The organism is Kocuria sp., from assembly GCF_030536815.1.
GTDB lineage: Bacteria > Actinomycetota > Actinomycetes > Actinomycetales > Micrococcaceae > Kocuria > Kocuria gwangalliensis.
Genome location: NZ_JAUNPE010000030.1, coordinates 1 through 22,718 on the forward strand (window position 1 = coordinate 1; position 22,718 = coordinate 22,718).

Here is a 22,718-nt window from a genome sequence, read left to right on the forward strand (position 1 = left end):
AGAGCCGGTGCGGATCAATCCGCTGGTGAAGCCAAAGCCCCCGCAATGACTTCTGATCGTTACTTCCAGGTGAATGATTGCGCCTTCACGCCCCCCAGCGTTTCGACGCATTCACCGTACCTGGAAGGACAGGTTCTTGCCCCCCTGGCCAGAACCATCTATTGCTCCCCGGTACTTGAAGTAACAACAGTATGTAAGCATGAGTTCCGCCCCGTTTCCAGCGCCACAGGAACCGCATCATAAGTGACGTCCCCAACCCTGGGGCACCCATTTGCACTAGCCAACCATGGTTTCAAGGCCCGTGGGTGACGTGTCACCTACTGACCCCGGGTGCGCCGTGGCGCAAAGAGGGGACACGTCAACTTCATCTTCGTCCCCCGAAGCACCCACAGTAGAAGTCGCTCCTGCGGCTCGCCCCTGCGCGAGCGTGAACGCCCTGCGGGCAAGGGCCCGGGATGCGCGACTTGGGCGCATGCGTGTTTACCATGGTCTTCTGTCCTCAACATGTCGCGGAGATGAAAATGAGCCGAACGGGCGCCCCTCGAAAGACAGCGAGTTACGCAAAAATCGGAGCGCTGGCGCTGGCCGCCGGAATAACACTGACCGGTTGCGGTTCCGACTACCCCTTGGGTGAGGAACAACGCAGGGCCGCCGAGCAGGGTGACACCTCACTGTCGGGCATCCTCACGGGCATTGGTTCATCGGCTCAGAACGCGGCCATGCAAACGTGGCGGACCGGGTTCGAATCCAAATACCCCAACGCCAACGTGCAATACCTGTCAGCCGGTTCGGGCGCGGGTCGCTCCGCGCTCGTGGGCGGCGGCACGGACTTCGCGGGTTCGGACGCGTACTTGGACGAGGACGAGCAGACCGAAGTCACGGACACCTGCGGTCCGGACGGGGCCATCAACATTCCCGTTTACATCTCCCCCATCAGTGTGGCCTTCAACCTGCCGGGTATCCGGGAATTGAACATGGACGCACCCACCATCGCCAAAATCTTCCGACATGAAATCACGCGGTGGAACGACCCTGCCATCGCGGCCCAGAACCCGGATGTGGATCTGCCCGACACCGTGATCACCCCGGTCGCCCGCGCCGATGACTCCGGGACCACGGAGAATTTCACCGACTACCTGGAGGCCACCGCACCCGAGGTGTGGACCGACGAGCATGACGGCGGCTGGCCCAATTCGCTCCCCAGCGAGCGCGCCCAGGGCAATAACGGTGTGGTCACCGTGACGAACCAGACCGAGGGCGCCATCACGTACGCGGACGACTCCCTCGTGGGAGATTCCTTGGGCAAAGCCAGGGTGAAGGTAGGTGACGAGTACGTGCCCGTGACCGCCGAAACCGCTGCCAGGGCCGTGGGCGTCTCTTCCCGAGTGGAAGGAACCGGCGAACACGACATCGCACTGGACATCGACCGCACCCCTGATGTGCAGGGCGCCTACCCCGTGGTCCTGGCCTCGTACCACGTGTTCTGCACGAGCTACAGCGACCCCCAAACCCTGGAGTTGATCAAGACCTTCGGGCATTACGTGGTCAGCCCCGAGGGCCAACAACTGGCGGGGGACTCGGTTAAGAGCGCGCCCCTTCCCGAGAACCTCACCCAGGAGGCTCAGGAGGCGCTGGACTCCATCACGCTGCGATAACACCCGCCGTGCGGTGCTCCCGGAATGAGTGGCCACGCGGCCGTGTTCTGTGAGTGATGGGTATTCCACTTTCGCTCCTCGACCGATCCCGCACCCGCCGAGGACAAGCCGATTCCGCCGCTTTGCATCAAACGGTGGAACGCGCCCGGCGCGCAGAGGCGGCCGGGTATCGACGGTTCTGGGTGTCCGAACACCACGGGGTTCCGGGGGTCGCCTCGGGGACCCCGGCCCTGCTCGCCCAGGCGGTTGCCGCCGCCACCAGCACGATTCGTGTGGGCTCCGGCGGAGTAATGCTGCCCAATCACCGTCCGATCGTGGTCGCCGAGGAATTCGCGGTGCTCACAGCCCTGCACGGCGAGCGCTTCGACCTGGGGCTCGGCCGCTCCCTGGGCTTCACCAAACCGGTGCGCGAAGCGCTCGGCACATTGCAGGCTCGACCGCGAGAATTCGCGGCGGCCATTGAAGAGGTCCGTGAGTATCTGACGGGTGCGGGCAACATCACGATCCGCCCGGCCGATACCGGCCACATCCCGCTCTTCGTGCTGGGCACCGGCACCGGGCTCCAGATCGCAGCAGAGTTGGGCCTCCCCGCGGTGGTCGGTGGGCCGTTGCTCACGTCGGGCCCGGAGGCCTTTGACGCGTACCGCTCCGAGTTCCGCCCCAGCTCCCAGCAGGCCGAGCCGTACTTAATCGTCTCCGCGGAAATCTTCGTGGCCGAATCGTCCTCGGAAGCTCGCGCGCTCGCTGTGCCGGAGGCCTGGGCCATGACCCAATCCCGCCTCACCGGGTCCTTCCCGCCGCTCCTGCCGACGACGTCGCTCCCCGCCCAACGCACGGGCCGGCAAGATCGCTACGTGGCCCAGGCGCTGGCAACCGTCATCGCGGGCACGGAGGACCAGGTCGTGAGCGAGGTCAACGACCTGTTGGAGCGCACCGGCGCGGATGAGATCATGAGCACGGCGTCCACGTTTGACGTTGCCGCACTGTACGACTCGGACGCCCGTCTGGCTCGTGCCGTCGCAACCCTATAATCCGCGTTCCTTGCCCGGCACGGGGCTGCTGCCGGCAACCGGCCGGTCGGGTTCCTGCGCTCCTGTCGATACCGCATGAACGAGCTGCTCCATAGGACCCTTCCCCCACATTAAAGCCCAGGCAATACAACCCGCGGTGACTCCCAGGGTGATCGGCCAGAACGGATCGAGCGCCAGAAATCCGTGCAACCGGTGGATGTCGGAGCCCACTCCCGGTGTGACCATGATCCAGATGCCCCAGACGAGCAGGTGCGCCGTGTATGCCGTCAAAGGCATGGACCCGATCACCCGCACCGGCCATAGAAGCCAGCGCAGCGGCGTCGTCGCCGCGAGGACGGACATTGCGAGGATTGCAAGAGCGAAACCTCCCGAGCCGAACGTCTCCCCCACCCCACCAGAGTGGGGGGCGTCGCGAAAAACCGACAGCGCCCAGAGAGCCGAGCCGACCTGGAGATCTGCCCCGTAACGAGCAATCACTTGGTTGCCTACCGGGCCGAGCGCCGCGTAACCGAGCACAGAGAGCGCCACCCCGGCCCCGAGCAAAACCACCGTGGGGCCGATTCCGCGCCGGATCAACCGCCCCGCGATGATCCCCGCGGCCACGAACGCCAGCCACAACACGAAGGGGTAATTCCACCCGAGCACGTCGGAGACGAGTTCCGCAGCGCTTCCCCGTTCGGGCCGGCCCCCGCTGTCGATCACTGTGACCAAGAATGGCGCGACAGTGGCTGTGAGCGCCGCTGTGATGGCGAGTGCCCGCGCTGACCACGAGACCATGAACGCACCGATCATCAAGAGGAGGCCGTAGGCCGGCAGCACCACGAACACCGGCACGTCAAGGCTGAGCAGAAGCAGACCGAGGGCCCAGATGAATACCGCGCGGATCATGATGGAGCTGCGCGCCGCGTCCCGCCCGCCGGCTCGCATCCGAATCCTGGAGCCCATGAGCCCCAGGGACACACCGGCGAGGGTCGCGAAGAGAATGGCGGACCTGCCCTCGACCACCCCGAGCCAGGTCTCGGGTCGCGACCACTTCAGGGGCGTGACCACAGTCAGGTGGGCCACATACATGCCCAGGATCGCCAAGCCCCGGGCCAGATCGACGCCGGGGATCCGACCCGGCGATTCCAGCCGGGCCACATTCTGCTTCACGCGCTGTGTCATGCTGCGTGGCGGCGATGCTGCGGACGGTGGCATGCATCCATCATGGTGCACCGGGAGGATCACGTACTGCTGCATGGGTAGCAATGAGGTCATGACCTAGCCCGAGGAGCATGTCTTTCTCCGATCAGGTGCCCACCGAGATTCTCGACCTCGCCCGCTCGGCACGGCGGGTGACGGTTCTGACCGGGGCAGGGATGTCCGCCGAATCCGGTGTTCCGACCTTCCGCGATGCCCAAACCGGACTGTGGGAGCGTTTTGACCCGGCGGAACTAGCCACCCCGGGGGCCTGGGAGGAAGACCCCGCGCAGTGTTGGGCCTGGTACGCGTGGCGCGCGTCCCTCGTGCGCGGTGCCGAACCGCACCCCGGTCACCTGGCGCTCGCGCAATGGCAGGCTCGCCCCGGTGTCGATCTGCGGATCTCCACGCAGAATGTCGACGATCTGCATGAACGGGCGGGGTCCACGGTTCTCGCCCACGTCCACGGCGACCTCTTCGCCCTGCGCTGCGCCGACTGCGGCGCCCCCGCGGACATCGGCTACCCGCACGTCGTCGAGCCGGTGGCGCACCTCGACCCGGTCTCGTGCGCAGTGTGCGGTGGGCTGATTCGTCCCGGCGTGGTGTGGTTCGGGGAGGCCCTGCCCGAGCAGGCGTTCCAGGACTTCAGAGGGGTTCTCCAAAGATTTGGGACGCAACTTCAAGCAGGATGGTGATCATCCAGTCCAGGAGTTCCTCGCCGTAGTGGCAGATATCTACTTCTTGACCGATATGAAGAAGCCCATATCACATGATCTTCAAAAAAGGTACAGTGAGACTCTAAGTGAGGCACGGAGGTCCATATATGTTCTTCGTGCTGCCCAGGGGGTGCAACAAGAGTTGCCCCTCGATGAAAGGATCTAGCTATGGCTAAGGCACAGCCCATTCACCACTTCTTGCTGGTGTTTGACCATGCCCACGGCAAGTTAGTGCACCAAGAAGACTTCGGTTCTGATGTGGCCAAAGCAACCACCGCGTACTCCGCGATGGAGCAACGACACCAGGACGAGACGCAGATTGATGTGGTCCTGGTGGGCTCTGACTCGCTGGAGACCATCAAATTTACTCATGCCAACTATTTTGAAGGCGCCTCCCAATCTCTCATGAAGAAAGCTATGGCCCTGAGCTTCTAGCTACGTTTCCAAGTCTTCTTCGGAGATCATGAAGTCCCATCCGCACCTGTGGATGGGACTTCTTCTTAACGCTTTGATCCGAGTGTGATGGGCATGTCGTTCGGACAAGGTTCCACCCTTAAACATGGGCTAAAAACCCGCGCGAGCACCCTAGGCGCGCATGGGAAAGGCCCGAACCTCGACCGCTGAAAACGGAACGGTAAAGGTTCGGGCCTTGCACGAGAGGTGCGCCCTGTGGGGCTCGAACCCACGACCCATGGATTAAAAGTCCACTGCTCTACCAACTGAGCTAAAGGCGCGTGCCCCGCAACGGCGAACCGCAAACGGAGCACCGCTACTCTACCGCAGGCGCCGTACTTTTCCACTTTCGGCGCCACCGCACTGCCCGAGGTCATGCGTGTTGGCGTGGGTTGCTGCGTGGCTACCCTGGCTGGGTGGGCAATATGTGGTGGTTTGCGGCGGGTCTTGCGGCCATGACGGTTCTGGCCATCGTGGTGCAGCGACACGCGGGGGTCAGGCTCGGAATGCAGCCACTCGTGGCGGTGATCCGGGCAGCCGTTCAGCTCGCCGTCATTGCGTTGATCTTGCGCGGCGTCTTGGCGGTGCCGTGGTTGGTGCTGGCCTTCGTGGCGCTCATGCTCACCACCGCCTCATGGACGTCGTTCAGCCGTTTGCGAGGGATTCCCGGTGCGCGCCAAGCTGTGGTCACCGGGGTTTTCACCGGTGCTCTCGTCACCATTGGGCTCATTTTCGGAATGCGTTTGGTGGAGTTCGAGGTCACCAACGTGGTGGCCGTCGCGGGCATCGTCATCGGCAATACGATGAGCGCGGCCACCCTGACCGGTCGGAACTTCGAACGTTCCACCGTGGCGCGGCGGGGCGAGATCGAGGCCTGGCTGTCCCTGGGCGCCACCTCACGAGTCGCGTACCAGGCCGTGGCCCAGGAATCCATGAAGGAATCCCTGATCCCCAACATCGACCAGACGCGGGCCACCGGCCTGGTCACCTTACCCGGCGCATTTGTGGGAGCCTTGTTGGGGGGCGCATCCCCCGCCCAAGCGGCCATGCTGCAGCTGGCGGTGCTGGTGGGGATTTTGCTGACCCAATCCATTTGTTCGTCCGTGGTGATCCGTGTGCTGTCCGGGTCACCCGAGGTCCCGCAAGAGGTACGCACTTCATGAGCACCGTCACCAAAACCAAGTTGGGCCCTTCCGTCATTACCGAGTACCTGCAACGAGTGGTGGAGGATCTTCGCGAGGTCGAGGGCGGCGCCGTCAACGACTCGATTCCGGCTCTCGCCAATGCCGACCCGAACATTCTGGGCATTGCCGTGGCCACCGTGGACGGAGCCATCTACCAGGCCGGTGATTCCAAACAGGAATTCTGCATCCAGTCCATTTCCAAGGCATTCACCTACGCGCAGGCGCTGGTGGATCGGGGCATGGACGGCGTTTTTGAGAAGATCGATGTGGAGCCCAGCGGTGACGCGTTCAACGAGATCTCCCTGCAACCCGAAACGGGCCGCCCCGCCAACCCCATGATCAACGCGGGTGCGATCGCGGCCACGTCACTGGTCAAGAACACGTCCCACGGCACGCGCCGGGATCGTATTCTGCGCCTGTACTCCCGTCTGGCCGGGCGACAGCTGCGGTACAACAAGTCCATTCAAGCTCAGGAACACCGCGCCGGTGATCGCAATCGCGCCCTCGGGTGGCTGCTGTCATCCCGCGACATCATCGAAGGTGACCCCACGGAGGCTCTCGAGGATTACTTCGCGCAGTGCTCGGTGATGCTCAATTGCGTGGATCTGGCACGCATGGGCGCCACGCTCGCGGCGGGGGGCAGCAACCCCCTGACCGATGAACGCGTACTGGGCACCCAGGTGATCTCGGACGTCCTCTCCGTGATGAACACGTGCGGTATGTACGACGACGCCGGGCGCTGGGCCCTGCAGGTGGGGCTACCGGCCAAATCGGGTGTGTCAGGTGGCATTCTTGCGGTGCTACCGGGTCAGCTGGCCGTGGCAGTCTTCTCCCCTCCGCTCGATCAACACGGCAATTCAGTGCGCGGCGTGGCAGCATGCGAACGGCTGACCGAGGATCTGGACCTGCACTTCGCCCGGACCGAACGCAACGGCCACTCGACCGTGCGCTCCGAATACTACCTGTCCGAGGCGCCGTCGTTGATGCGCCGCAACGAGGCCGCCACCGAGGTGCTCGAGGAACACGGCGAAGATGTGCGGATCATTGAGTTACAGGGGGACCTGCGTTTTGCCGGCGCGGAAACTGCCATTCGCACCGTTCGTGAGGCCGCCCGCGAATGCGCGTACGTGCTGGTGGATATTCGGCCGGTGGATGACCTGGCCCGGTACGTCATGCCGCTGCTGGGCCGCACATCGGAACAGCTGGAGCAGGCCGGGCGCCACCTGAGCATCATTGCCGAGAAGGGCTCGGAACATACGCAGGACCTGGAGCACCCCGTCACCGTGTTCCCCACGCGCGCCGAGGCCCTGACCTGGGCGGAGGATCAAATCCTGGACAAGTTCGGCGGTCCCGAATGCATGCCGGACAAAGTGCATTCGACCCGCTCGGACCTGCTGAGCTCGCTGTCCGAGGCGGACGTCGAGGAGATTCGTTCCAGGACCGTGCACGTGGAGTGGCCCGCCCGAACCACGGTGCTGCGAGCCGGGCAACGGTTTGAAGGCGTGTACATGGTGATTTCGGGCAATGTGGAAATCACCCGCCGCTCCCCCACCGGGGAACGAGTGGAATTGGAGGTCGTGGGCCCCGGCATGAGCTTTGGCGAGGTGGCCCTGGGAACGGACTCCCGACACATGGTCAGCTTCACCACCCTCACGGACGTGGCCGCCCGCCGGTTGCCGCCCGAGGCCGTGGTCGAGATCGAGAAAACCCACCCGGAGCTCGCCCTGCGGTGGTGGCGGGCCGTCTCGACACACGCCATGCGCCGCATTGAGGAACGCTGGCGCCAGCAGGCCGGGGAAACCCACACCACGGACTGATCACGCGCGTAGGCTGGGCTCATGAATGAACCGCGCCTGCACCATTCGCCCGTGAAATTCTCACCGGAGCAGTTCGACGCCCACGAGGGCGGGATTGACCCCGCGCGCGTTTCCGAAGCAGCGCACTTGGCGGCCCACGCACTGGTGTCCCGGGGCCGCGAGGCGGACGACCCTGAAGTGCACCAGCGACTGGTCCAGCTCACGGACGAACAAGGCCTGGAGGGCATAGCCGAGCTCTGGGCCCAGGCGCCTGCCGTCTCGCTCCCCGGCGCACTGTGGCGGCTGTACGCCCTGCGCGCGGCGGCCCGCACGGACCCCCACCGAATGGGCCGCTGGTTCGCCGCGGGCAAGGGCACGGCGCAGGTCTCCAACGTGGTCGCGGGAGTAGCCGATCCGCCCGGCGCCGAGGAGATCTGCCAGGTCGCGGACACCATCCTGTCGGGTGCTTTCAACGGCGAGTTCGACGTCGCCCTGGAACGTTTCGCGGCGTTCTGTCGGGTGATAGCACTGGGCCAGGAACGCACGCAGGACATCCCCAGCTTGACCGTCCGGCGCGCCGATCATCGCATCCCCAGACTTTCCCGGACCGCGAACGAACTCGACGCCGCAGCCAAGGCGTGGCGCGCCGGGGTATTGGATTAGCCCCCCGCACAGGGTTTAGCATGGTGGATAGGTGTCGGGCCGTGGCAGCCCCGGGCTCCATCATTAAGCCGCTACGAGCGGCCTTCCGCCGAGAGGCGCTCCCGGTCCGGCACCCCCTGTTAATCCCCGAAATCTCGCCCCTCCCCCCTGCTCGGGCGAGCGAGTCAGCCTGCGACCATGACGTTTACCTCAGGCGGGTACAGTGAGGTCGAAAATTCACGCGGATTACACCTAAGGACGGGCGGGGTATGGCCTTTCGGATCTTCCCGGAGGACGAACAGGTAATTGAGCTCCTGGTTCACATGTCCCAGTGCGTCACCACCTCCGTGGACCTCTTGGCCGAACACCTCAGCGCCGCCGACGACCGCACCGGTGAAACACTGCAGGCCCTGCTGGACACCGAGGACGAATGCAGCAACCTGTATTTCTCCCTGATGACCACCACGCGCTCCTCCTACGTGGTTCCCATCCCCCGCCAGGACCTGTACATCCTGGGCCAGTGGATCCTGAAATCCGTGGAGGCCCTCGTAGCGTGTGCTGAAACCCAGCAGCTGTACAAGATCGATCGCCCCACGTCTCACGCCACAGAACAATTGAACGTGATCCGGTTGATGTCCGAAATGACCACCAAGGCAATGGGCCGGTTGGCCACCCTGGACGAGTTGGACGACTACTGGTTCGAGATGATCCGGTTGTCCCGCCAGTCGGAGCGGACCCACCGGACCTACCGCGCGTCCCTGCTGGACAAACACAAGGCACCCCACGCAATCCGTCGCATGGACGCCGCGGACAGACTGCTGGATGCTTCCCGTGCCCTGGGTCATGTCTCCGCCGAGGTCGGCCGAGTGCTCGTCTCGGAATCCTGATATCCCATGGCTGAGCTCCTCCTGGCCATTGGATTCCTCCTGGCCATCGCCTTCACCGTGGTCAACGGGTTCCATGACGCCTCCAACGCGAACGCGCTACCCGTCCGCTTCAACGCGCTCACCCCGCGCGTGGCCGTGGGAATGGGTGCCGTCTTCAACGTACTCGGTGCCCTCACCGTGGGGCTCGTCCTCACCCAGCTCATCCCGTTCGACATCCCCGTTCCCATCAGCACCGTGGGAACCGTGGTCATCATCTGCACCCTGGTCACGGCCGTGGCGTGGGACCTGCTCACGTGGTGGTGGGCCATGCCCGCGTCGTCCACGGCGGCCATGAGCGGCGGCATCATTGGTTCGCTCGCGGGCGCCTACGCGGTGGGCCTGGCCCCCGATCTGGCGGTCCACGGGGACACGGTCTGGCAATTGGTGCTGCCCATCATCGTGGCCCCGGCCATCGCGTTCATCCTTGCGCAGGTGCTGGTCTTCGTGGCCGTGTACCTCGTCCGACATCAAGCCCCGGGTGTCGTCAAACGCCGATCCGCCGTTGTTCAGGCCACGGGCGCGGCCGCCATCCACTTCGGCCATGGCATCCAACACGGCCGGCGTGCCATTTGGGTGTTCGTGGTCCTGCTCATGTGCCACGGGCTGGTCATTCCCATTTCCGGTATCCCGTGGTGGATCTCGGTGCTCGTGGGCCTGTGCTTGGGCGCGGGAACGCTGCTGGGTGGCTGGCGCATCGCCTACACCCTGTCCTCACGAGTGGTGAACCTGGATCCGTTACGCGGCGCGGTGGCCCAGACGGTCGCCGGCTCCTTGTTGTTCATCGGCGGCTTCCTGGCCTCGTTCCCCATGTCCACGTCCCAGACCAGCACCGCCGCCATTCTGGGTGCCGGGACGCTCCAACGGTTCCGCACCGTCTACCACCGCACCCTGGTTCAGGTTCTGACCACGTGGGCCGTGACGGTTCCCGTCTGCGCCGTGGTCGCAGGCACCCTTTTCCTCGCCGCATCGCCCCTGCTGCAGCTCGGGGCCTGAATCCACGACGACGTCGCGCGCCCGGGAGCGCGCGACGTCGTCGTGGGAGATGCGTTGTAGATGCGAGGGATCAGCCGAACCGGCCGGACACGTAGTCCTCGGTGTCCTTCTGCTGCGGGTTGTTGAAGATCTCCGTGGTGGGCGCGTACTCGATGAGCTTGCCCGGCTTTCCGGTGCCCTCGATGTTGAAGAACGCGGTGCGGTCGGACACACGCGATGCCTGCTGCATGTTGTGGGTCACGATCACCACGGTGTAATCGGCCTTGAGCTCGTTGATGAGATCCTCGATGGCCAGGGTGGAGATCGGGTCCAGGGCGGAGCAGGGCTCATCCATGAGGATCACGTCCGGTTTCACGGCAATGGCGCGTGCAATGCACAAGCGCTGCTGCTGACCACCGGACAGCCCCGAACCGGGCTTGTTCAGACGATCCTTGACCTCTTTCCAGAGGTTGGCGCCGCGCAGGGACGACTCCACGAGCTCGTCAGCCGCCGCGGACGAAATGCGCTTGTTGTTGAGCTTCACGCCCGCCAGCACGTTGTCCCGGATGGACATGGTGGGGAACGGGTTGGGCCGCTGGAAGACCATACCGATCATGGAGCGCACCGTCACCGGGTCCACGCCCTTGCCGTACAGGTCGTCACCGTCCAGCAGCACCTTACCCTTGGCGTACGCACCCGGGATCACCTCGTGCATGCGGTTGAGCGTGCGCAGGAACGTTGACTTACCGCAACCCGAAGGGCCGATGAAAGCGGTCACGGACCGCGCTTCAATGTTGATGTTCACGTCTTCGACGGCCAGGAAGTCGCCGTAGTAAACGTTCAGGTCTTCAACGTCGATTCGTTTCGACATGGTGTGGATTCCTTAGAACTCGTGACTCGATAGGTGCTTAGCGGCCGGCCGTCTTGGGAGCGAAGGCCTTGGCGATCAGCCGGGCGAGAAGGTTGAGCAGCATCACGATCGCGATCAGGATCAATGCCGCGGCCCAGGCACGCTGCAGCGAGGGGTCGGGGTTGGTGGGCGAGGTGGGTGTCATGATCTGGTAGTAGATGTACGTGGGCAGCGTGGTCATCCAGCCGGAGAACGAGTTCCAGTTGATGGCCGTTGCGAAGCCCGCGGTCACCAGCAGCGGAGCGGTCTCACCGATCACGCGCGCAATGGCCAGCGTAACGCCGGAGGCGATACCGGAGATCGCGGTGGGGATGACCACCTTCAGGATGGTGCGCCACTTGCGCACGCCCAGGGCGTAGGAGGCCTCACGCAACTCGTTGGGCACGATGCGCAGCATTTCCTCGGTGTTCTTCACGACCGTGGGGATCATGAGCACGGTCAGGGCGACCGCGGCCACAAAGCCGGTACGGGTGGACGGACCGAACATCATACCGAACAATGCCGCGGCGAACAGGCCGGCCACAATGGAGGGAATACCGGTCATCACGTCCACGAAGAACGTGATGGCCTTACCCAACCACCCGTTGTTGGAGTACTCCACCAGGTAAATGGCGGTCAACAGCCCGATCGGCACCGACATCAACGTGGCCCAGAAGGTGATGGAGATCGTGCCCACAATGGCGTGGTAGGCACCACCCACAACGTCTCCGGGTCCTTCGGCAAAGTTGTCCTGGGCGCCGGTCACGCCGTTCATCGAGGTGAACAACAGGTTGGATGTCAGGCCGGGAATGCCATTGGCCAGCACGGTCCAAATCACCGAGATCAGCGGAATCACGGCCAGGATGAACGCGGTGTAGACCAGGAAGGTCATGAGTGAGTCCGCACCGGCGCGTGATCCCTCGATCGCGCCGACCAGCAGCGGGCCCACGATCAAGAACACGAGGGCGGCGAAAATGGCCCAGGTCGCAATGTTGAAGCCGATGAGCGCGGAAATCGCAGCACCCACCACAATGGCTCCCCCACCGATCGCGGGGATGAGCCACGTGGGCCGCTGACCGCGGGTCAACTTGGACTCGCGCACGGGAGAGGTACTGGGCTTGGTCGTGGTCGTGGACATCAGTTGGCTCCCGAGAATTCCTTGTAGCGGGCAATGATGGCGCGAGCGATCATGTTCACCACCAGGGTGATCAGGAACAGCACCAGACCGGCGGCAATCAGCTCGGACAACCGCAGGCCGTAGGCCTCGGGGAAGTTCAAGGCGATTTCCGCCGCGATGGTCTGGTTACCGGACTTGATCAGCGATGCCATCATGGGTCCGGAGGAGAGCACCAGGGCCACGGCCATGGTTTCACCCAGGGCGCGGCCGAGGGCCAACATCACGGAAGAGACGATGCCGGGGCGCGCGAAGGGCAACACCGACATCCGGATCATTTCCCAGCGGGTCGCACCCAGTGCCAGGGCTGCTTCTTCATGCAGCTTGGGCGTCTGGGTGAAGATCTCGCGCGACATCGCGGTGATGATGGGAAGGATCATGATGGCCAGCACAATGCCGGCGGTCAGCATGGTCTTACCGGTCTGGGACGCGGGGCCTTCAAAGATCGGGATGAACCCCAGGTTGTTGGCCAGCCAGTTGTAGAACGGAACCAGAGCCGGGGCCAACACCGTGGCACCCCACGCACCGTAAATCACGGAAGGAATCGCGGCGAGCAGGTCGATCACGTAACCGACGGACTTGGAAATTCTGGCCGGCGCGTAATGCGAGATGTACAGGGCCACCAGGATGCCAATGGGCGTGGCGATCAGCAGCGCAATGATCGATGCGATCAGCGTGCCGATCACGAGGGGCCAGATGTACGCGAAGAAACCTTCTCCGCCGGTGATCTCGTCCGCCGGCGCCGCGAACGTGGGCAGCGCCTGCATCAGCAGGAACAGCGCCACGGCCGCGAGCACGGCGAAAATCAAGATGCCCGCTGCGAGACTCAACCCTGAGAAAATCGAGTCGCCGGCGCGACCGGCCGCGGAGTTCGTGGTCCCCGGCTTGTGTGCGCTCGCTGTGGTGGACATGTACAGAGTCCCTTCAGATCATGGTCATTTCTGGTGCCTGGGCAACCTACCATTGCTGATCGGCAGGAAGGGGCCCCGGGCGATTCGCGCGCAGACGGCGTCGACGCGTGTCACGCGCCGACGCCGCTGGTGCGCGTCAGGTGGTCAGGTCAGCCCTGAACCGTGATGGAGTCAACTGCTGCGGTGGCCTGCTCGCGCAGGGTCTCTGACAACGGTGCGGATCCCGCGGAATCGGACGCGGTCTTCTGACCGTCCTCCGAAATCACGTAGGACTCGAAGGCCTTCACCAAGTCGGCCGTCTCCTGGGAATCGTACTGGGAGCACACCACGTGGTAGGAGATCAGCACGAGCGGGTAGGCGCCGGCCTCGGTGGTGTCACGCTCGAGCTCGATGGCCATGTCGTGTTCGCTACGGCCCTCGACCTGCTTGGAGACCTCCACGGCCTTGGCTGCTGCTTCCGGGGAGTGGGCAACGTATTCCTCGCCCACCTTGATCTCCACGGTGCCCAGGTCACCCACGGCGGAGGCGTCCGCGTAGGTGATGGTGCCCTCGGTGCCCTGGGTGGTGTTCACCACGCCGGAGGTGCCCTTGTCGTTCTCGGCGGCGTACTCGGAGGGCCATGCCTGATCCGGCTCGTTGGTCCACTCCTCGGGAGCCGCAACGTTGAGGTACTCGGTGAAGTTCTCGGTGGTGCCCGAGTCGTCGTTGCGGTGCACCACGGTGATGCGGGTGTCGGGGAGGTCAGCGTCCGGGTTCTGCTCGGCGATCTCGGGAGCGTTCCAGGTGTTGATCTCGCCCTTGAAGATCTTGGCAATGGTGGGGGCGTCCAGCTTCAAGCTGTCCACGCCGGGCAGGTTGAAGGCCACGGCGATCGGGGAGATGTACACGGGCAGGTTCAGGGCGCCGTCGGAGCCGCACTGCTCCTTGGATTCCTCGTTCTCCTCGTCGCTCATGTAGGCGTCGGAGCCGGCGAACTGGGCGCCGCCCGCGAGGAAGGCGGTGCGGCCCGCGCCGGAGCCGTCCGGGGAGTACTGAACGGTGGCGCCATTGTTGGCGGACTGGAAACCGTTCTGCCACGCGGTCATGGCAGCCTGCTGCGACGACGCGCCAATGCCGGTCAGGGTGCCGGAGACGCTGGACTCGCCGCCACCACTGGACTCGCCGCCTTCGCTGCCGGTCGGGTTGTCCGAGCCGCAAGCGGTCAGGGCGAGGGCGCCAATGGCGAGAACGGCGGCTGAACGGCCGAAGTAGGAAGCCTTCACAGTGTTACCCCTTCATGGAATGTTCCGGCGGTGCCGGTGGATCGCAATGCGACCGGACCCCGGCCGCAACTTCCGCTACGGAACCGAGAATCCGTAGTGGTACACCCGTGACGGTAGGCAGTGGATATGGACAGCGATCTCCGAGAAGGTGAACGAAGGGTAAACAGGTGACGTGTCAGGGCGGTCATTTCGCGTGTCACGTGCGGCTTTGCCGGTCATTGTGAGTTATTGCACATGGTTGGGGGGCGAAATCTCGCGGAGCCTGACCGCGTCGTCGGAATTCTGCGGCCGCTGCCTAAGATGGTGCCATGGCATCGAGCGAGGCGAAACACCCCAGATCCCGGCTTGCTCATGTTCCCTCGGTGCTGAGTCGACGTTCCAAGGCCGGCTGGAACCGTATGCTCAGGGGGTTGTTCCAAGCCGTTCAGATGACCGTGGCCGCAGTGGGTGCGTTCATGATCGCGGAACGGCTTTTCGGCCACGAGGGGCCCATCTTTGCGGCCACTGCCGCCTTGGTTTCGCTGGGGTACGCAAAGGGCGGTCTGCGCTATCGGCGGGTCCTCGAGGTGTCCATCGGCTGCACCCTGGGCATCGTGGTGGGGGACTTTTTGATCCATGTGCTGGGCCACGGGGAATGGCAGGCCGCCGTGGTGCTGCTGATCTCACTCATGCTGGCTCGTTTCTTGGACAACGGTGCCATATTCACCACGCAAATGGGCCTGCAGTCCGTGTTAGTGGTGTTGCTGCCTCCGTCGCAGGACGGTGTCTTTGCCCGCTCCCTGGACGCCGTGGTGGGTTGCGTCTGCGCGCTGCTCCTGGCCTATTTCATCCCGGAGGATCCACGCCGCGAGCCTCGGGAGGACGTACGGAAACTCATCACCGAGTACTCCGAGTTGCTGAGCGAGTGCTCCCGGGCCGTGTCCGATTATGATTCCCGGTTGGCCTGGCACGCCCTCGTGAGGGGACGGCAAACGCAGCCGTTGGTGGATTCCGTGCGAACGGGGTTGAAAGCATCCAAGGAAATTTCCCACGCCTCACCTTTGCACCGGCGACATCGGCAGGAAATCGACACCCTTGACCACTGCATCCACTATCTCGACCTGGCCGTGCGAAATTCTCGGGTACTGGCACGCAGATTGGCCTCGGTGCTGAATCGTGTTTCTCTGGCCGATGAGGCCGTGTCCTCGCTGTCCGAGGTGCTCGCGGATCTGTCCGACGCCGTCGTGAGCCTCGGCAATGCCCTGGCCGTGAGCCACCCGCAATCGCGTGAGAGCTACTTGCGGCAGGCGCGTAATGAACTGTTCTCCGTGGCGGCCCGCTTGGAACCCCACGAGATGGGGGTGCACACCATGGAGGGTGAAGCACTGGTACTGATGATCCGCCCCATGGTGGTCGATCTGATCGAAGCCACCGGCATCAGCCACCAGGTGGCCATCAATCATCTGCCGTCACTCCAGTCGGATTGATGCCACTGCTGCTATGCGTGTCTGACGGAAAAGTTACTGTGAACGCATGAGCACCAAAACCCGCAAATCCTCCGTGTCCTACCGCTGCACAGAATGCGGGTGGACCACCGCCAAATGGGTGGGCCGGTGCGGAGAATGCCAGTCCTGGGGGACGGTCGAAGAGACCGGAGCGGCCCAGGAACATGGCCGTACCCAGGCGGCCCGTTCCGTGGCTCAACCGGCCAAACCCATTGGCCAGATCGATTCCTCCGTCGCGCAGTTCACCCCAACCCACGTCCCCGAGCTGGATCGTGTGCTGGGTGGCGGGCTGGTACCGGGCGCCGTGATTTTGCTGGCGGGCGAGCCGGGCGTGGGTAAGTCCACCCTGCTGCTCGACGCCGCGGCCAAGGTGGCCGGGGGCCGGACCCCCCGAGACGTGCTCTACGTGACCGGCGAGGAGTCCGCCGCGCAGGTCAAACTGCGCGCGGAACGCATTGGGGCGGTCGCGGACAAGCTCTACCTCACCGCGGAAACGGACCTGTCCACCGCGCTCGCTCACGTGGAGGCCGTGAAACCCCAGTTGCTCATCGTGGATTCGGTTCAGACGCTCGCCAGCTCGGAAGTGGACGGCTCCGCGGGTGGTGTCAGTCAGGTCCGCGAGGTGGCGGCCAGCCTCATCCACGCGGCCAAGACCAAGAACATGACTACGTTGCTGGTCGGACACGTCACCAAGGAAGGTTCCATTGCCGGCCCACGGCTGCTCGAGCACCTCGTGGACGTGGTGTGCCAGTTCGAGGGTGACAAGCACTCCCGGATCCGTTTGCTGCGCGCCATCAAGAACCGTTTCGGCCCCACCGACGAGGTCGGTTGCTTTGACCTGGCAGAGACAGGCATTGAATCGGTGGCGGACCCGTCGGGCCTGTTCGTCTCCCGCACTCCCCTGCCCGTGGCCGGCACCTGCCTGAGCGTCACCGTTGAAGGCCGCAGGCCCCTGTTGGCGGAGGTACAGGCCCTGTTGGACAAGTCCAGCACCGCCCAGCCCCGCCGAGCCACCTCAGGTCTGGATGGTTCACGAGTGGCCATGCTGTTGGCTGTGCTGCAGCGTCGGGCGGGTGTCGCTCTGGCCTCCCTGGACTGCTACGTCTCCACCGTGGGCGGCGTGCGGCTCACCGAGCCGGCCACCGACCTCGCGGTGTGTATGGCGCTGGCCTCGGCCGCCCAGGACCGCCCGCTGCCCCAGCGGCTGGTGTGCTTCGGGGAGATCGGTTTGGCCGGTGAGGTCCGGCCCGTCCCGGACATCAATCGTAGGATCCAGGAAGTGGCACGTCTGGGTTTCACCCACGCGGTGGTGCCCGCCTCGCCCAGTGGGCCGGGCAAGGTCCCCCAGGGCTTTTCCGTGCGAGAAGTCACCACGGTCAGTCAGGCCATTGAATTGCTCTTCCCTCCCCGGGAGCGTTGACGGGGCCCGGGTAGTGCGAGTGACGTCCCATGTCCGGGTGCTGGGTGCTGGGTGCCGGGTGACTCCGGATAGCACGTAGGATGACGATGTGGTGAAAGCTCAGAATTCGGCTCTACGGAAAACCCTGGCCCGCTTGGCACCCGGAACCCAGTTGCGCACCGGACTCGAACGCATTCTGCGGGGCCGGACCGGCGGGTTGATCGTGCTGGGCTTCGACAAGTCCGTCGAAGCAGTGTGCTCCGGTGGTTTCGACATCGATGCGGAATTCACCCCCACCAAACTGCGTGAACTCGCCAAAATGGACGGTGCCATCGTGTGCGACCGCGACGCCACCCGCATTCTCAAAGCCGGTGTGCAGCTGATGCCCGAGGCCCACATCGAGACCCAGGAATCCGGTACTCGCCACCGATCCGCCGAGCGAACCGCCAAACAAACCAACGTTCCTGTGGTCTCCGTGAGCCAATCGATGAGTGTGATCACGATTTACGTGGGCGACCACCGATACGCCATCGAAGGTTCGCAGGCCATCATGGCTCGGGCGAATCAGGCCCTGCAGACTCTCGAGCACTACAGCAACCGTCTCGAACAGGTCCTGGGTAGCCTCTCCGCCCTGGAGATCGAAGCCGCGGTCACCGCCCGGGATGTCGCCCTCACCCTGCAGCGCATGGAAATGGTGCGGAGAATCTCCGACGAAATCAGCTGGTACGTGCTGGAACTCGGCGAGGACGGCCGTCTGATCTCACTGCAGCTCGAAGAACTCACCGCGGGAAACGGCCCGGGCCCCGGTGTTGTGCTCCGCGATTACCTACCGGAGGAAACACCCGCGGACGTGCTGAGCGAGGCCCTGGAGCAGCTGGCCGAACTGTCACCCGCCGATTTGATCGACCTGCAGAAAGTCGCGGTGGCTGCCGCGCTCATCACGCCGCAGGGCAACCTGGAAGCGGACCTTCACCCGCACGGCTACCGGCTGCTGGAGGGCATCAAGTCCATGCCCCGCGTGGTGGCCAAGCGTCTGGTGGGCCAGTTCGACGGGTTGCAGGCCCTCATGGCGGCAAACCTGGAGGACCTCATGTCCGTGGAGGGCATCGGCGAACAGCGCGCACGCAACGTCCGCGAATCGCTGTCACGCATGGCGGAAACCAGCCTGCTCGAACGCTTCATGTAATCAGCGGGTCACTCCAGAACGAACGTCGCGTTCGGGCTGCTTTGTTCGCCCAGACCCACGCTCAGGTTGTAGTAACCCGCCATGGCCTCGGGCTGATCCGCGGGGCACCCCTCGGCGGTGCGGGTACGGTTCCACGTCAGGCGGGCGTCTTCCTTTTTGCCCGGTTCCAAGGTCACGTCCCGGTCCTCACCGTCCGCGGCGCAGTGGCGGGAATCGAAGATCACGTCCGAACCCGAGGTGACCACATAGCTCATGGCATTGGTGCCCGCGTTGACCTTGCACGGCTCATCACCGGTGTTCTCCATGGTCAGGATCAAAACCGGTTCCTGATCCGCCGGGTAGGTCTGCTTGTCCGTGCCGGCCGTGAGACTCACATTCGCACCGCACTCCTCCACCGCGGCCGGGCTTGCCGACGCCGATTCGGTCGGGGACCCGGCGCTACCGCTCGGGGTGGGTCGGGGCGTGAAATCGGCGAATTTGTTGTTGGGGTCCACGGTGGGTTCCGAGGTGGGCTCGGCCGTGGCCTGGGTCTGTGGTTGCTCGGGCTCCTCCGGGGAGCCGGTCAGTGCGGAGACCACGGATGAAATACCCCAGATCAGGGCCACGACCAACACGAGCAGAACGACCAGGGCGATCACGCGGCGTCTGCGATAAACCGACGGGGGCAACCGGTCCCCGGAATCTCCGTGGGATGCGCCGGAGTTGGTGGAATCACGCTGCTCAGAACCGTTGGTTGCCATGAACTCCAGGCTACCGTGGGGACTTATGAACTCGAGCCCCGCGCCCTGCCCTCCGGACCAACTTCACGGCATTCACCAAGTGGTTGTCGAGTGGTTTTCCGAGGCCGGCAGGGATCTCCCGTGGCGCCACCCCGAGTGCTCAGCCTGGGGAGTGCTCGTGAGCGAGATCATGCTCCAACAAACACCCGTGGTGCGTGTCCTGCCGGTCTGGCGCGCATGGTTGGACCGGTGGCCCACGCCGGCCGCTCTGGCTGCGGCTGGCCCCGCCGATGTGGTGCGTGCGTGGGGCAGGTTGGGGTACCCCCGCCGGGCCCTGAGACTGCACGCCGCCGCCACGAGGATCGCGCACCAGCACCGCAATGAAGTGCCGAACAACCACGCGCAGTTGTTGGATCTGCCCGGAATCGGCTCGTACACCGCTGCCGCCGTGGCTGTGTTCGCCTTCGGACAGCGCCACACCGTGGTGGACACCAATATCCGGCGGGTGCACGCTCGCCTGTTCGGCGCCAAAGCGCTGCCGGCCAAGTCGCTCACCGCCGCCGAAACCCGCCTTGCCGATCGACTGATGCCAAAGGACACCGAGCTGTCGGTCAAGTGGAACCAAAGCGTGATGGAACTCGGGGCACTGGTGTGCACGGCCCGCTCCCCCACATGCCATGAATGCCCCGTGTTCGAGCAGTGCGCATGGATTGCCGCGGGCCGCCCGGAACCCGACTACGTGCCCAAGGGGCAGTCCTGGCACGGCACCGACCGTCAGGTGCGCGGTGCCATGATGGCGGTGCTGCGCCACAGCAGTGACCCGGTTCCGGTGAGCCTGCTTCTGACGGATCGATCCGGGGCGGAACAGCTGGCGACCCGGATCGAGAACCCGGGGAGGGACAGCGCCGAACTGCTGGCGAGGCTCTGGTCGTTACCGGCGCCGCCGGAACAACGCGAGCGAGCACTCGACGGCCTGGTCAAGGATGGTTTGGCGAGTCGCCGGGACAACACAGCAAGCCTGCCCGACTGAGCCGGCCGGGCCGCCGGAGTTCGCGCCAATAAACGGCGCTCAACCGGCCACGTGTAACTGTCGGATCATACGCGTGTTGCCCAGGGTGTTGGGCTTCACGCGCGCCAGGTCCAGGAACTCCGCCACGCCCTCGTCGTGCGAACGCAAGAGCTCGGCAAAGACATCGGGATCAATACTTTCCTGGTTCTCCATCACCTCGAAGCCGTGGGCGGAGAAGAACTCGACCTCGAACGTCAGACAGAACACCCGGCTCACCCCGAGCCCTTCGGCACGTTGGATCAGGACCTCGAGCATGCGCCGACCCACACCCCGCCCACGCGCCTTGGCGGAGGTGGCCAGCGTTCGTACCTCGGCGAGGTCCTCCCACATCACGTGCAGGGCACCGCAGCCCACCAGATCGCCGCTCTCGTCCTGAGCGACCACGAACTCCTGGATGTTCTCGTAATAGGTCACGGTGTCCTTGGTGATCAGAATGTTCTCCTGCACCAGGGGCGCCACGAGGGCTTTGATTCCCTGGACGTCCGTGGTCCTGGCGGGGCGAATACTGATCTTTTCCATGCCAAGACTGTACGCCGCCGGGACCGTGGGGCGCGGGTTAAACGCCGCGAGCGGCGTCGTCACCCCGGTCAGGATGACGACGCCGCTCGCGGCGTTATCGGGTCCGCTCGCCCTAGGCCTGGGCCTGGGCGGGGCCGTCCCCCAGGCCACCCGTGTTGGGTGAGCGCGGGACGTCCTTGCCGGACTGGCTGTCGTCGTTGTCGAGCAATGACGGGGTGCTCTGAATCTTTTCGAGCTCCTCGTCCGACAGCTCCGCCATGGGGATGGACTCGAACGTGAACTCTCGCTCGTCGCCCTCGCCCTGGACGTCCACCGTGATCTTCTCGCCGGAGGAGATCTCCCCGAACAAGATCTTCTCGGACAGTTGATCCTCGATCTCGCGCTGGACCGCACGGCGCAGCGGGCGGGCACCCATGGCCGGATCGTAGCCCTTCTCGGACATGAGCACCTTGGCGGCGTCCGTGAGAGCAATGGACATGTCCTGCTCGCGCAGTCGCTGCTGCAACCGGGCGACGAACAGGTCCACGATCTTGAGGATTTCGGCCTGGCTCAGCTGCGGGAACACGATGGTCTCATCCACGCGGTTGAGGAACTCGGGGCGGAAGTGGTCCTTGAGCTCCTCCTGCACCTTGGCCTGCATGCGCTCGTAGGACGTGGCGGTGTCACCGCTGGCCTGGAAGCCCACGGGAACGGTACGGGAAATGTCCTTGGTACCCAGGTTGGTGGTCATGATGATCACCGTGTTCTTGAAGTCCACCATGCGACCCTGCGAGTCGGTCAAGCGACCGTCCTCAAGGATCTGCAGCAGCGAGTTGAACAGGTCCTGATGGGCCTTCTCGACCTCGTCGAAGAGCACCACGGAGAACGGCTTGCGGCGCACCTTCTCGGTGAGCTGGCCCCCCTCTTCGTAACCGACGTAGCCCGGAGGGGCACCGAACAGGCGCGAGACCGTGTGCTTCTCCTGGTACTCGGACATGTCCAGGGTGATCAGGGCGTCCTCGTCACCGAACAAGAACTCCGCGAGCGCCTTGGCCAGCTCGGTCTTACCGACACCGGTCGGACCGGCGAAGATGAACGAACCACCGGGGCGGCGCGGGTCCTTTAGACCCGCACGAGTACGGCGGATCGACCGGGACAGCGCCTTGATGGCCTCGTTCTGACCGATGACGCGCTTGTGCAGCTCGTCCTCCATGTTCAGCAAGCGGCCGGACTCTTCTTCCGAGAGCTTGTACACGGGAACACCGGTGGACGCGGACAGGACGTCCGAGATGACCTCGGGGGTGACCTCGGAGATCTGGTCGTCGCCGTCGCGCCAGGCTTTGTCCTTCTCCTCGCGTTCGGTGATGAGCTTCTGCTCGTCATCGCGCAGCGAGGCGGCCTTCTCGTACTCCTGACCGTCAATGGCGGCTTCCTTGGCACGCTTGGTGTCCGCGATCTTCTCGTCCAAGGCCTTGATCTCCGGCGGCGCCGTCATGCGCTTGATGCGCAGGCGGGCACCGGCCTCGTCGATCAGGTCGATGGCCTTGTCCGGCAGGAACCGGTCCGAGACGTA

At 64.5% G+C, this 22,718-nt stretch carries 22 protein-coding genes and 1 tRNA gene; 14 read left to right on the top strand and 9 right to left on the bottom strand.

Annotated elements, in window-relative coordinates; all coding sequences use genetic code 11:
* The 3 genes from Q4E95_RS04750 to Q4E95_RS04760 form a co-directional block, all read left to right on the top strand.
* On the top strand, positions 1–243 hold a 243-nt coding region (locus tag Q4E95_RS04750; RefSeq protein WP_303382218.1), incomplete at its 5' end, for a hypothetical protein.
* Between the two features lie 278 nt (positions 244–521).
* The gene (gene pstS / locus Q4E95_RS04755) at positions 522–1,655 is read left to right on the top strand and encodes a phosphate ABC transporter substrate-binding protein PstS (RefSeq protein WP_312395389.1); all 1,134 of its coding nucleotides are present in this window, start codon (positions 522–524) and stop codon (positions 1,653–1,655) included.
* Between the two features lie 56 nt (positions 1,656–1,711).
* Positions 1,712–2,686 carry an MsnO8 family LLM class oxidoreductase gene (locus Q4E95_RS04760; RefSeq protein WP_303382220.1) on the top strand — a complete coding sequence of 325 codons (975 nt, stop codon included), beginning with the start codon at positions 1,712–1,714 and terminating at the stop codon, positions 2,684–2,686.
* Here Q4E95_RS04760 and Q4E95_RS04765 read toward each other — a convergent pair.
* On the bottom strand, positions 2,681–3,850 hold the full coding sequence (locus Q4E95_RS04765; RefSeq protein ID WP_303382221.1) for a heparan-alpha-glucosaminide N-acetyltransferase domain-containing protein: 1,170 nt from the start codon (positions 3,848–3,850) through the stop codon (positions 2,681–2,683). The two genes, Q4E95_RS04760 and Q4E95_RS04765, sit on opposite strands and share 6 nt — an antisense overlap.
* A 110-nt stretch (positions 3,851–3,960) precedes the next feature.
* Here Q4E95_RS04765 and Q4E95_RS04770 point away from each other — a divergent pair, with 110 nt between their 5' ends.
* Together Q4E95_RS04770 and Q4E95_RS04775 are read left to right on the top strand one after the other, a co-directional pair.
* Positions 3,961–4,560 (top strand): NAD-dependent deacetylase, encoded by a 600-nt coding sequence (locus Q4E95_RS04770; protein WP_368660308.1) that lies wholly within the window; start codon positions 3,961–3,963, stop codon positions 4,558–4,560.
* Between the two features lie 189 nt (positions 4,561–4,749).
* Entirely contained in the window at positions 4,750–5,016 is a 267-nt protein-coding gene (locus tag Q4E95_RS04775) for a hypothetical protein (RefSeq protein ID WP_303382222.1), read from the top strand.
* 226 nt (positions 5,017–5,242) lie between these two features.
* On the opposite strand, the gene Q4E95_RS04780 is transcribed toward Q4E95_RS04775, so the two are convergent.
* Positions 5,243–5,315 (bottom strand) — tRNA-Lys (locus Q4E95_RS04780).
* A gap of 144 nt (positions 5,316–5,459) precedes the next feature.
* Between Q4E95_RS04780 and Q4E95_RS04785 the strand changes: the two genes are divergently transcribed.
* The 5 genes from Q4E95_RS04785 to Q4E95_RS04805 all read left to right on the top strand — a co-directional run bounded on the left by Q4E95_RS04785 (position 5,460) and on the right by Q4E95_RS04805 (position 10,575).
* Positions 5,460–6,197: an ABC transporter permease gene (locus Q4E95_RS04785; protein ID WP_303382238.1), complete on the top strand. Its 738-nt coding sequence runs from the start codon at positions 5,460–5,462 to the stop codon at positions 6,195–6,197.
* On the top strand, positions 6,194–8,035 hold the full coding sequence (glsA, locus tag Q4E95_RS04790; protein WP_303382223.1) for a glutaminase A: 1,842 nt from the start codon (positions 6,194–6,196) through the stop codon (positions 8,033–8,035). The genes Q4E95_RS04785 and glsA overlap by 4 nt, the downstream gene beginning before the upstream one ends.
* 21 nt (positions 8,036–8,056) lie before the next feature.
* Positions 8,057–8,677 (top strand): hypothetical protein, encoded by a 621-nt coding sequence (locus Q4E95_RS04795; protein WP_303382224.1) that lies wholly within the window; start codon positions 8,057–8,059, stop codon positions 8,675–8,677.
* Between the two features lie 248 nt (positions 8,678–8,925).
* The gene (locus Q4E95_RS04800) at positions 8,926–9,543 is read left to right on the top strand and encodes a DUF47 domain-containing protein (RefSeq protein WP_303382225.1); all 618 of its coding nucleotides are present in this window, start codon (positions 8,926–8,928) and stop codon (positions 9,541–9,543) included.
* 6 nt (positions 9,544–9,549) lie between these two features.
* Positions 9,550–10,575, top strand: a complete 1,026-nt coding sequence (locus Q4E95_RS04805; RefSeq protein WP_303382226.1) for an inorganic phosphate transporter — start codon at positions 9,550–9,552, stop codon at positions 10,573–10,575.
* Between the two features lie 70 nt (positions 10,576–10,645).
* Here Q4E95_RS04805 and pstB read toward each other — a convergent pair whose 3' ends face one another.
* The 4 genes from pstB to pstS (Q4E95_RS04825) form a co-directional block, all read right to left on the bottom strand.
* Positions 10,646–11,425 (bottom strand): phosphate ABC transporter ATP-binding protein PstB, encoded by a 780-nt coding sequence (pstB, locus tag Q4E95_RS04810; protein WP_303382227.1) that lies wholly within the window; start codon positions 11,423–11,425, stop codon positions 10,646–10,648.
* Positions 11,426–11,462: 37 nt separating this feature from the next.
* Positions 11,463–12,581: a phosphate ABC transporter permease PstA gene (pstA, locus tag Q4E95_RS04815; protein ID WP_303382228.1), complete on the bottom strand. Its 1,119-nt coding sequence runs from the start codon at positions 12,579–12,581 to the stop codon at positions 11,463–11,465.
* On the bottom strand, positions 12,581–13,528 hold the full coding sequence (gene pstC, locus Q4E95_RS04820; protein WP_303382229.1) for a phosphate ABC transporter permease subunit PstC: 948 nt from the start codon (positions 13,526–13,528) through the stop codon (positions 12,581–12,583). The genes pstA and pstC overlap by 1 nt, the downstream gene beginning before the upstream one ends.
* Positions 13,529–13,677: 149 nt before the next feature.
* Positions 13,678–14,790 carry a phosphate ABC transporter substrate-binding protein PstS gene (gene pstS, locus Q4E95_RS04825; protein ID WP_303382230.1) on the bottom strand — a complete coding sequence of 371 codons (1,113 nt, stop codon included), beginning with the start codon at positions 14,788–14,790 and terminating at the stop codon, positions 13,678–13,680.
* A 308-nt stretch (positions 14,791–15,098) separates the two neighbouring features.
* Here pstS (Q4E95_RS04825) and Q4E95_RS04830 point away from each other — a divergent pair, with 308 nt between their 5' ends.
* From Q4E95_RS04830 to disA, 3 genes are all read left to right on the top strand, one after another.
* The gene (locus Q4E95_RS04830) at positions 15,099–16,256 is read left to right on the top strand and encodes an aromatic acid exporter family protein (protein WP_303382231.1); all 1,158 of its coding nucleotides are present in this window, start codon (positions 15,099–15,101) and stop codon (positions 16,254–16,256) included.
* A 46-nt stretch (positions 16,257–16,302) separates the two neighbouring features.
* Entirely contained in the window at positions 16,303–17,694 is a 1,392-nt protein-coding gene (radA, locus tag Q4E95_RS04835) for a DNA repair protein RadA (RefSeq protein WP_303382232.1), read from the top strand.
* A gap of 88 nt (positions 17,695–17,782) precedes the next feature.
* Positions 17,783–18,859, top strand: coding sequence for a DNA integrity scanning diadenylate cyclase DisA (gene disA, locus Q4E95_RS04840; RefSeq protein WP_303382233.1), 1,077 nt, complete (start codon positions 17,783–17,785; stop codon positions 18,857–18,859).
* Between the two features lie 8 nt (positions 18,860–18,867).
* Here disA and Q4E95_RS04845 read toward each other — a convergent pair whose 3' ends face one another.
* Complete coding sequence (locus tag Q4E95_RS04845) at positions 18,868–19,599, bottom strand: hypothetical protein (protein ID WP_303382234.1); 732 nt, start codon at positions 19,597–19,599, stop codon at positions 18,868–18,870.
* Between Q4E95_RS04845 and Q4E95_RS04850 the strand changes: the two genes are divergently transcribed.
* Positions 19,598–20,608 (top strand): A/G-specific adenine glycosylase, encoded by a 1,011-nt coding sequence (locus Q4E95_RS04850; RefSeq protein WP_303382235.1) that lies wholly within the window; start codon positions 19,598–19,600, stop codon positions 20,606–20,608. The genes Q4E95_RS04845 and Q4E95_RS04850 overlap by 2 nt on opposite strands.
* Positions 20,609–20,647: 39 nt before the next feature.
* On the opposite strand, the gene Q4E95_RS04855 is transcribed toward Q4E95_RS04850, so the two are convergent.
* Positions 20,648–21,166 (bottom strand): amino-acid N-acetyltransferase, encoded by a 519-nt coding sequence (locus Q4E95_RS04855; protein WP_303382236.1) that lies wholly within the window; start codon positions 21,164–21,166, stop codon positions 20,648–20,650.
* A 112-nt stretch (positions 21,167–21,278) separates the two neighbouring features.
* Positions 21,279–22,718, bottom strand: a 1,440-nt coding sequence (locus Q4E95_RS04860; protein ID WP_303382237.1) for an AAA family ATPase, incomplete at its 5' end; no start/stop codon positions are given.

Excerpts from the sequence above, each read along its gene's own strand:
- Q4E95_RS04785 (WP_303382238.1), top strand. The coding sequence starts at position 5,460 with ATGTGGTGGTTTGCGGCGGGTCTTGCGGCCATGACGGTTCTGGCCATC.
- Q4E95_RS04795 (WP_303382224.1), top strand. The coding sequence starts at position 8,057 with ATGAATGAACCGCGCCTGCACCATTCGCCCGTGAAATTCTCACCGGAG.
- pstB (WP_303382227.1), bottom strand. The coding sequence starts at position 11,425 with ATGTCGAAACGAATCGACGTTGAAGACCTGAACGTTTACTACGGCGAC.
- radA (WP_303382232.1), top strand. The coding sequence starts at position 16,303 with ATGAGCACCAAAACCCGCAAATCCTCCGTGTCCTACCGCTGCACAGAA.
- Q4E95_RS04845 (WP_303382234.1), bottom strand. The coding sequence starts at position 19,599 with ATGGCAACCAACGGTTCTGAGCAGCGTGATTCCACCAACTCCGGCGCA.
- pstC (WP_303382229.1), bottom strand. The coding sequence starts at position 13,528 with ATGTCCACCACAGCGAGCGCACACAAGCCGGGGACCACGAACTCCGCG.
- pstA (WP_303382228.1), bottom strand. The coding sequence starts at position 12,581 with ATGTCCACGACCACGACCAAGCCCAGTACCTCTCCCGTGCGCGAGTCC.
- Q4E95_RS04800 (WP_303382225.1), top strand. The coding sequence starts at position 8,926 with ATGGCCTTTCGGATCTTCCCGGAGGACGAACAGGTAATTGAGCTCCTG.
- Q4E95_RS04850 (WP_303382235.1), top strand. The coding sequence starts at position 19,598 with ATGAACTCCAGGCTACCGTGGGGACTTATGAACTCGAGCCCCGCGCCC.
- Q4E95_RS04760 (WP_303382220.1), top strand. The coding sequence starts at position 1,712 with ATGGGTATTCCACTTTCGCTCCTCGACCGATCCCGCACCCGCCGAGGA.
- Q4E95_RS04805 (WP_303382226.1), top strand. The coding sequence starts at position 9,550 with ATGGCTGAGCTCCTCCTGGCCATTGGATTCCTCCTGGCCATCGCCTTC.
- Q4E95_RS04765 (WP_303382221.1), bottom strand. The coding sequence starts at position 3,850 with ATGACACAGCGCGTGAAGCAGAATGTGGCCCGGCTGGAATCGCCGGGT.
- Q4E95_RS04830 (WP_303382231.1), top strand. The coding sequence starts at position 15,099 with ATGGCATCGAGCGAGGCGAAACACCCCAGATCCCGGCTTGCTCATGTT.
- Q4E95_RS04855 (WP_303382236.1), bottom strand. The coding sequence starts at position 21,166 with ATGGAAAAGATCAGTATTCGCCCCGCCAGGACCACGGACGTCCAGGGA.
- Q4E95_RS04775 (WP_303382222.1), top strand. The coding sequence starts at position 4,750 with ATGGCTAAGGCACAGCCCATTCACCACTTCTTGCTGGTGTTTGACCAT.
- pstS (WP_312395389.1), top strand. The coding sequence starts at position 522 with ATGAGCCGAACGGGCGCCCCTCGAAAGACAGCGAGTTACGCAAAAATC.
- glsA (WP_303382223.1), top strand. The coding sequence starts at position 6,194 with ATGAGCACCGTCACCAAAACCAAGTTGGGCCCTTCCGTCATTACCGAG.
- Q4E95_RS04770 (WP_368660308.1), top strand. The coding sequence starts at position 3,961 with ATGTCTTTCTCCGATCAGGTGCCCACCGAGATTCTCGACCTCGCCCGC.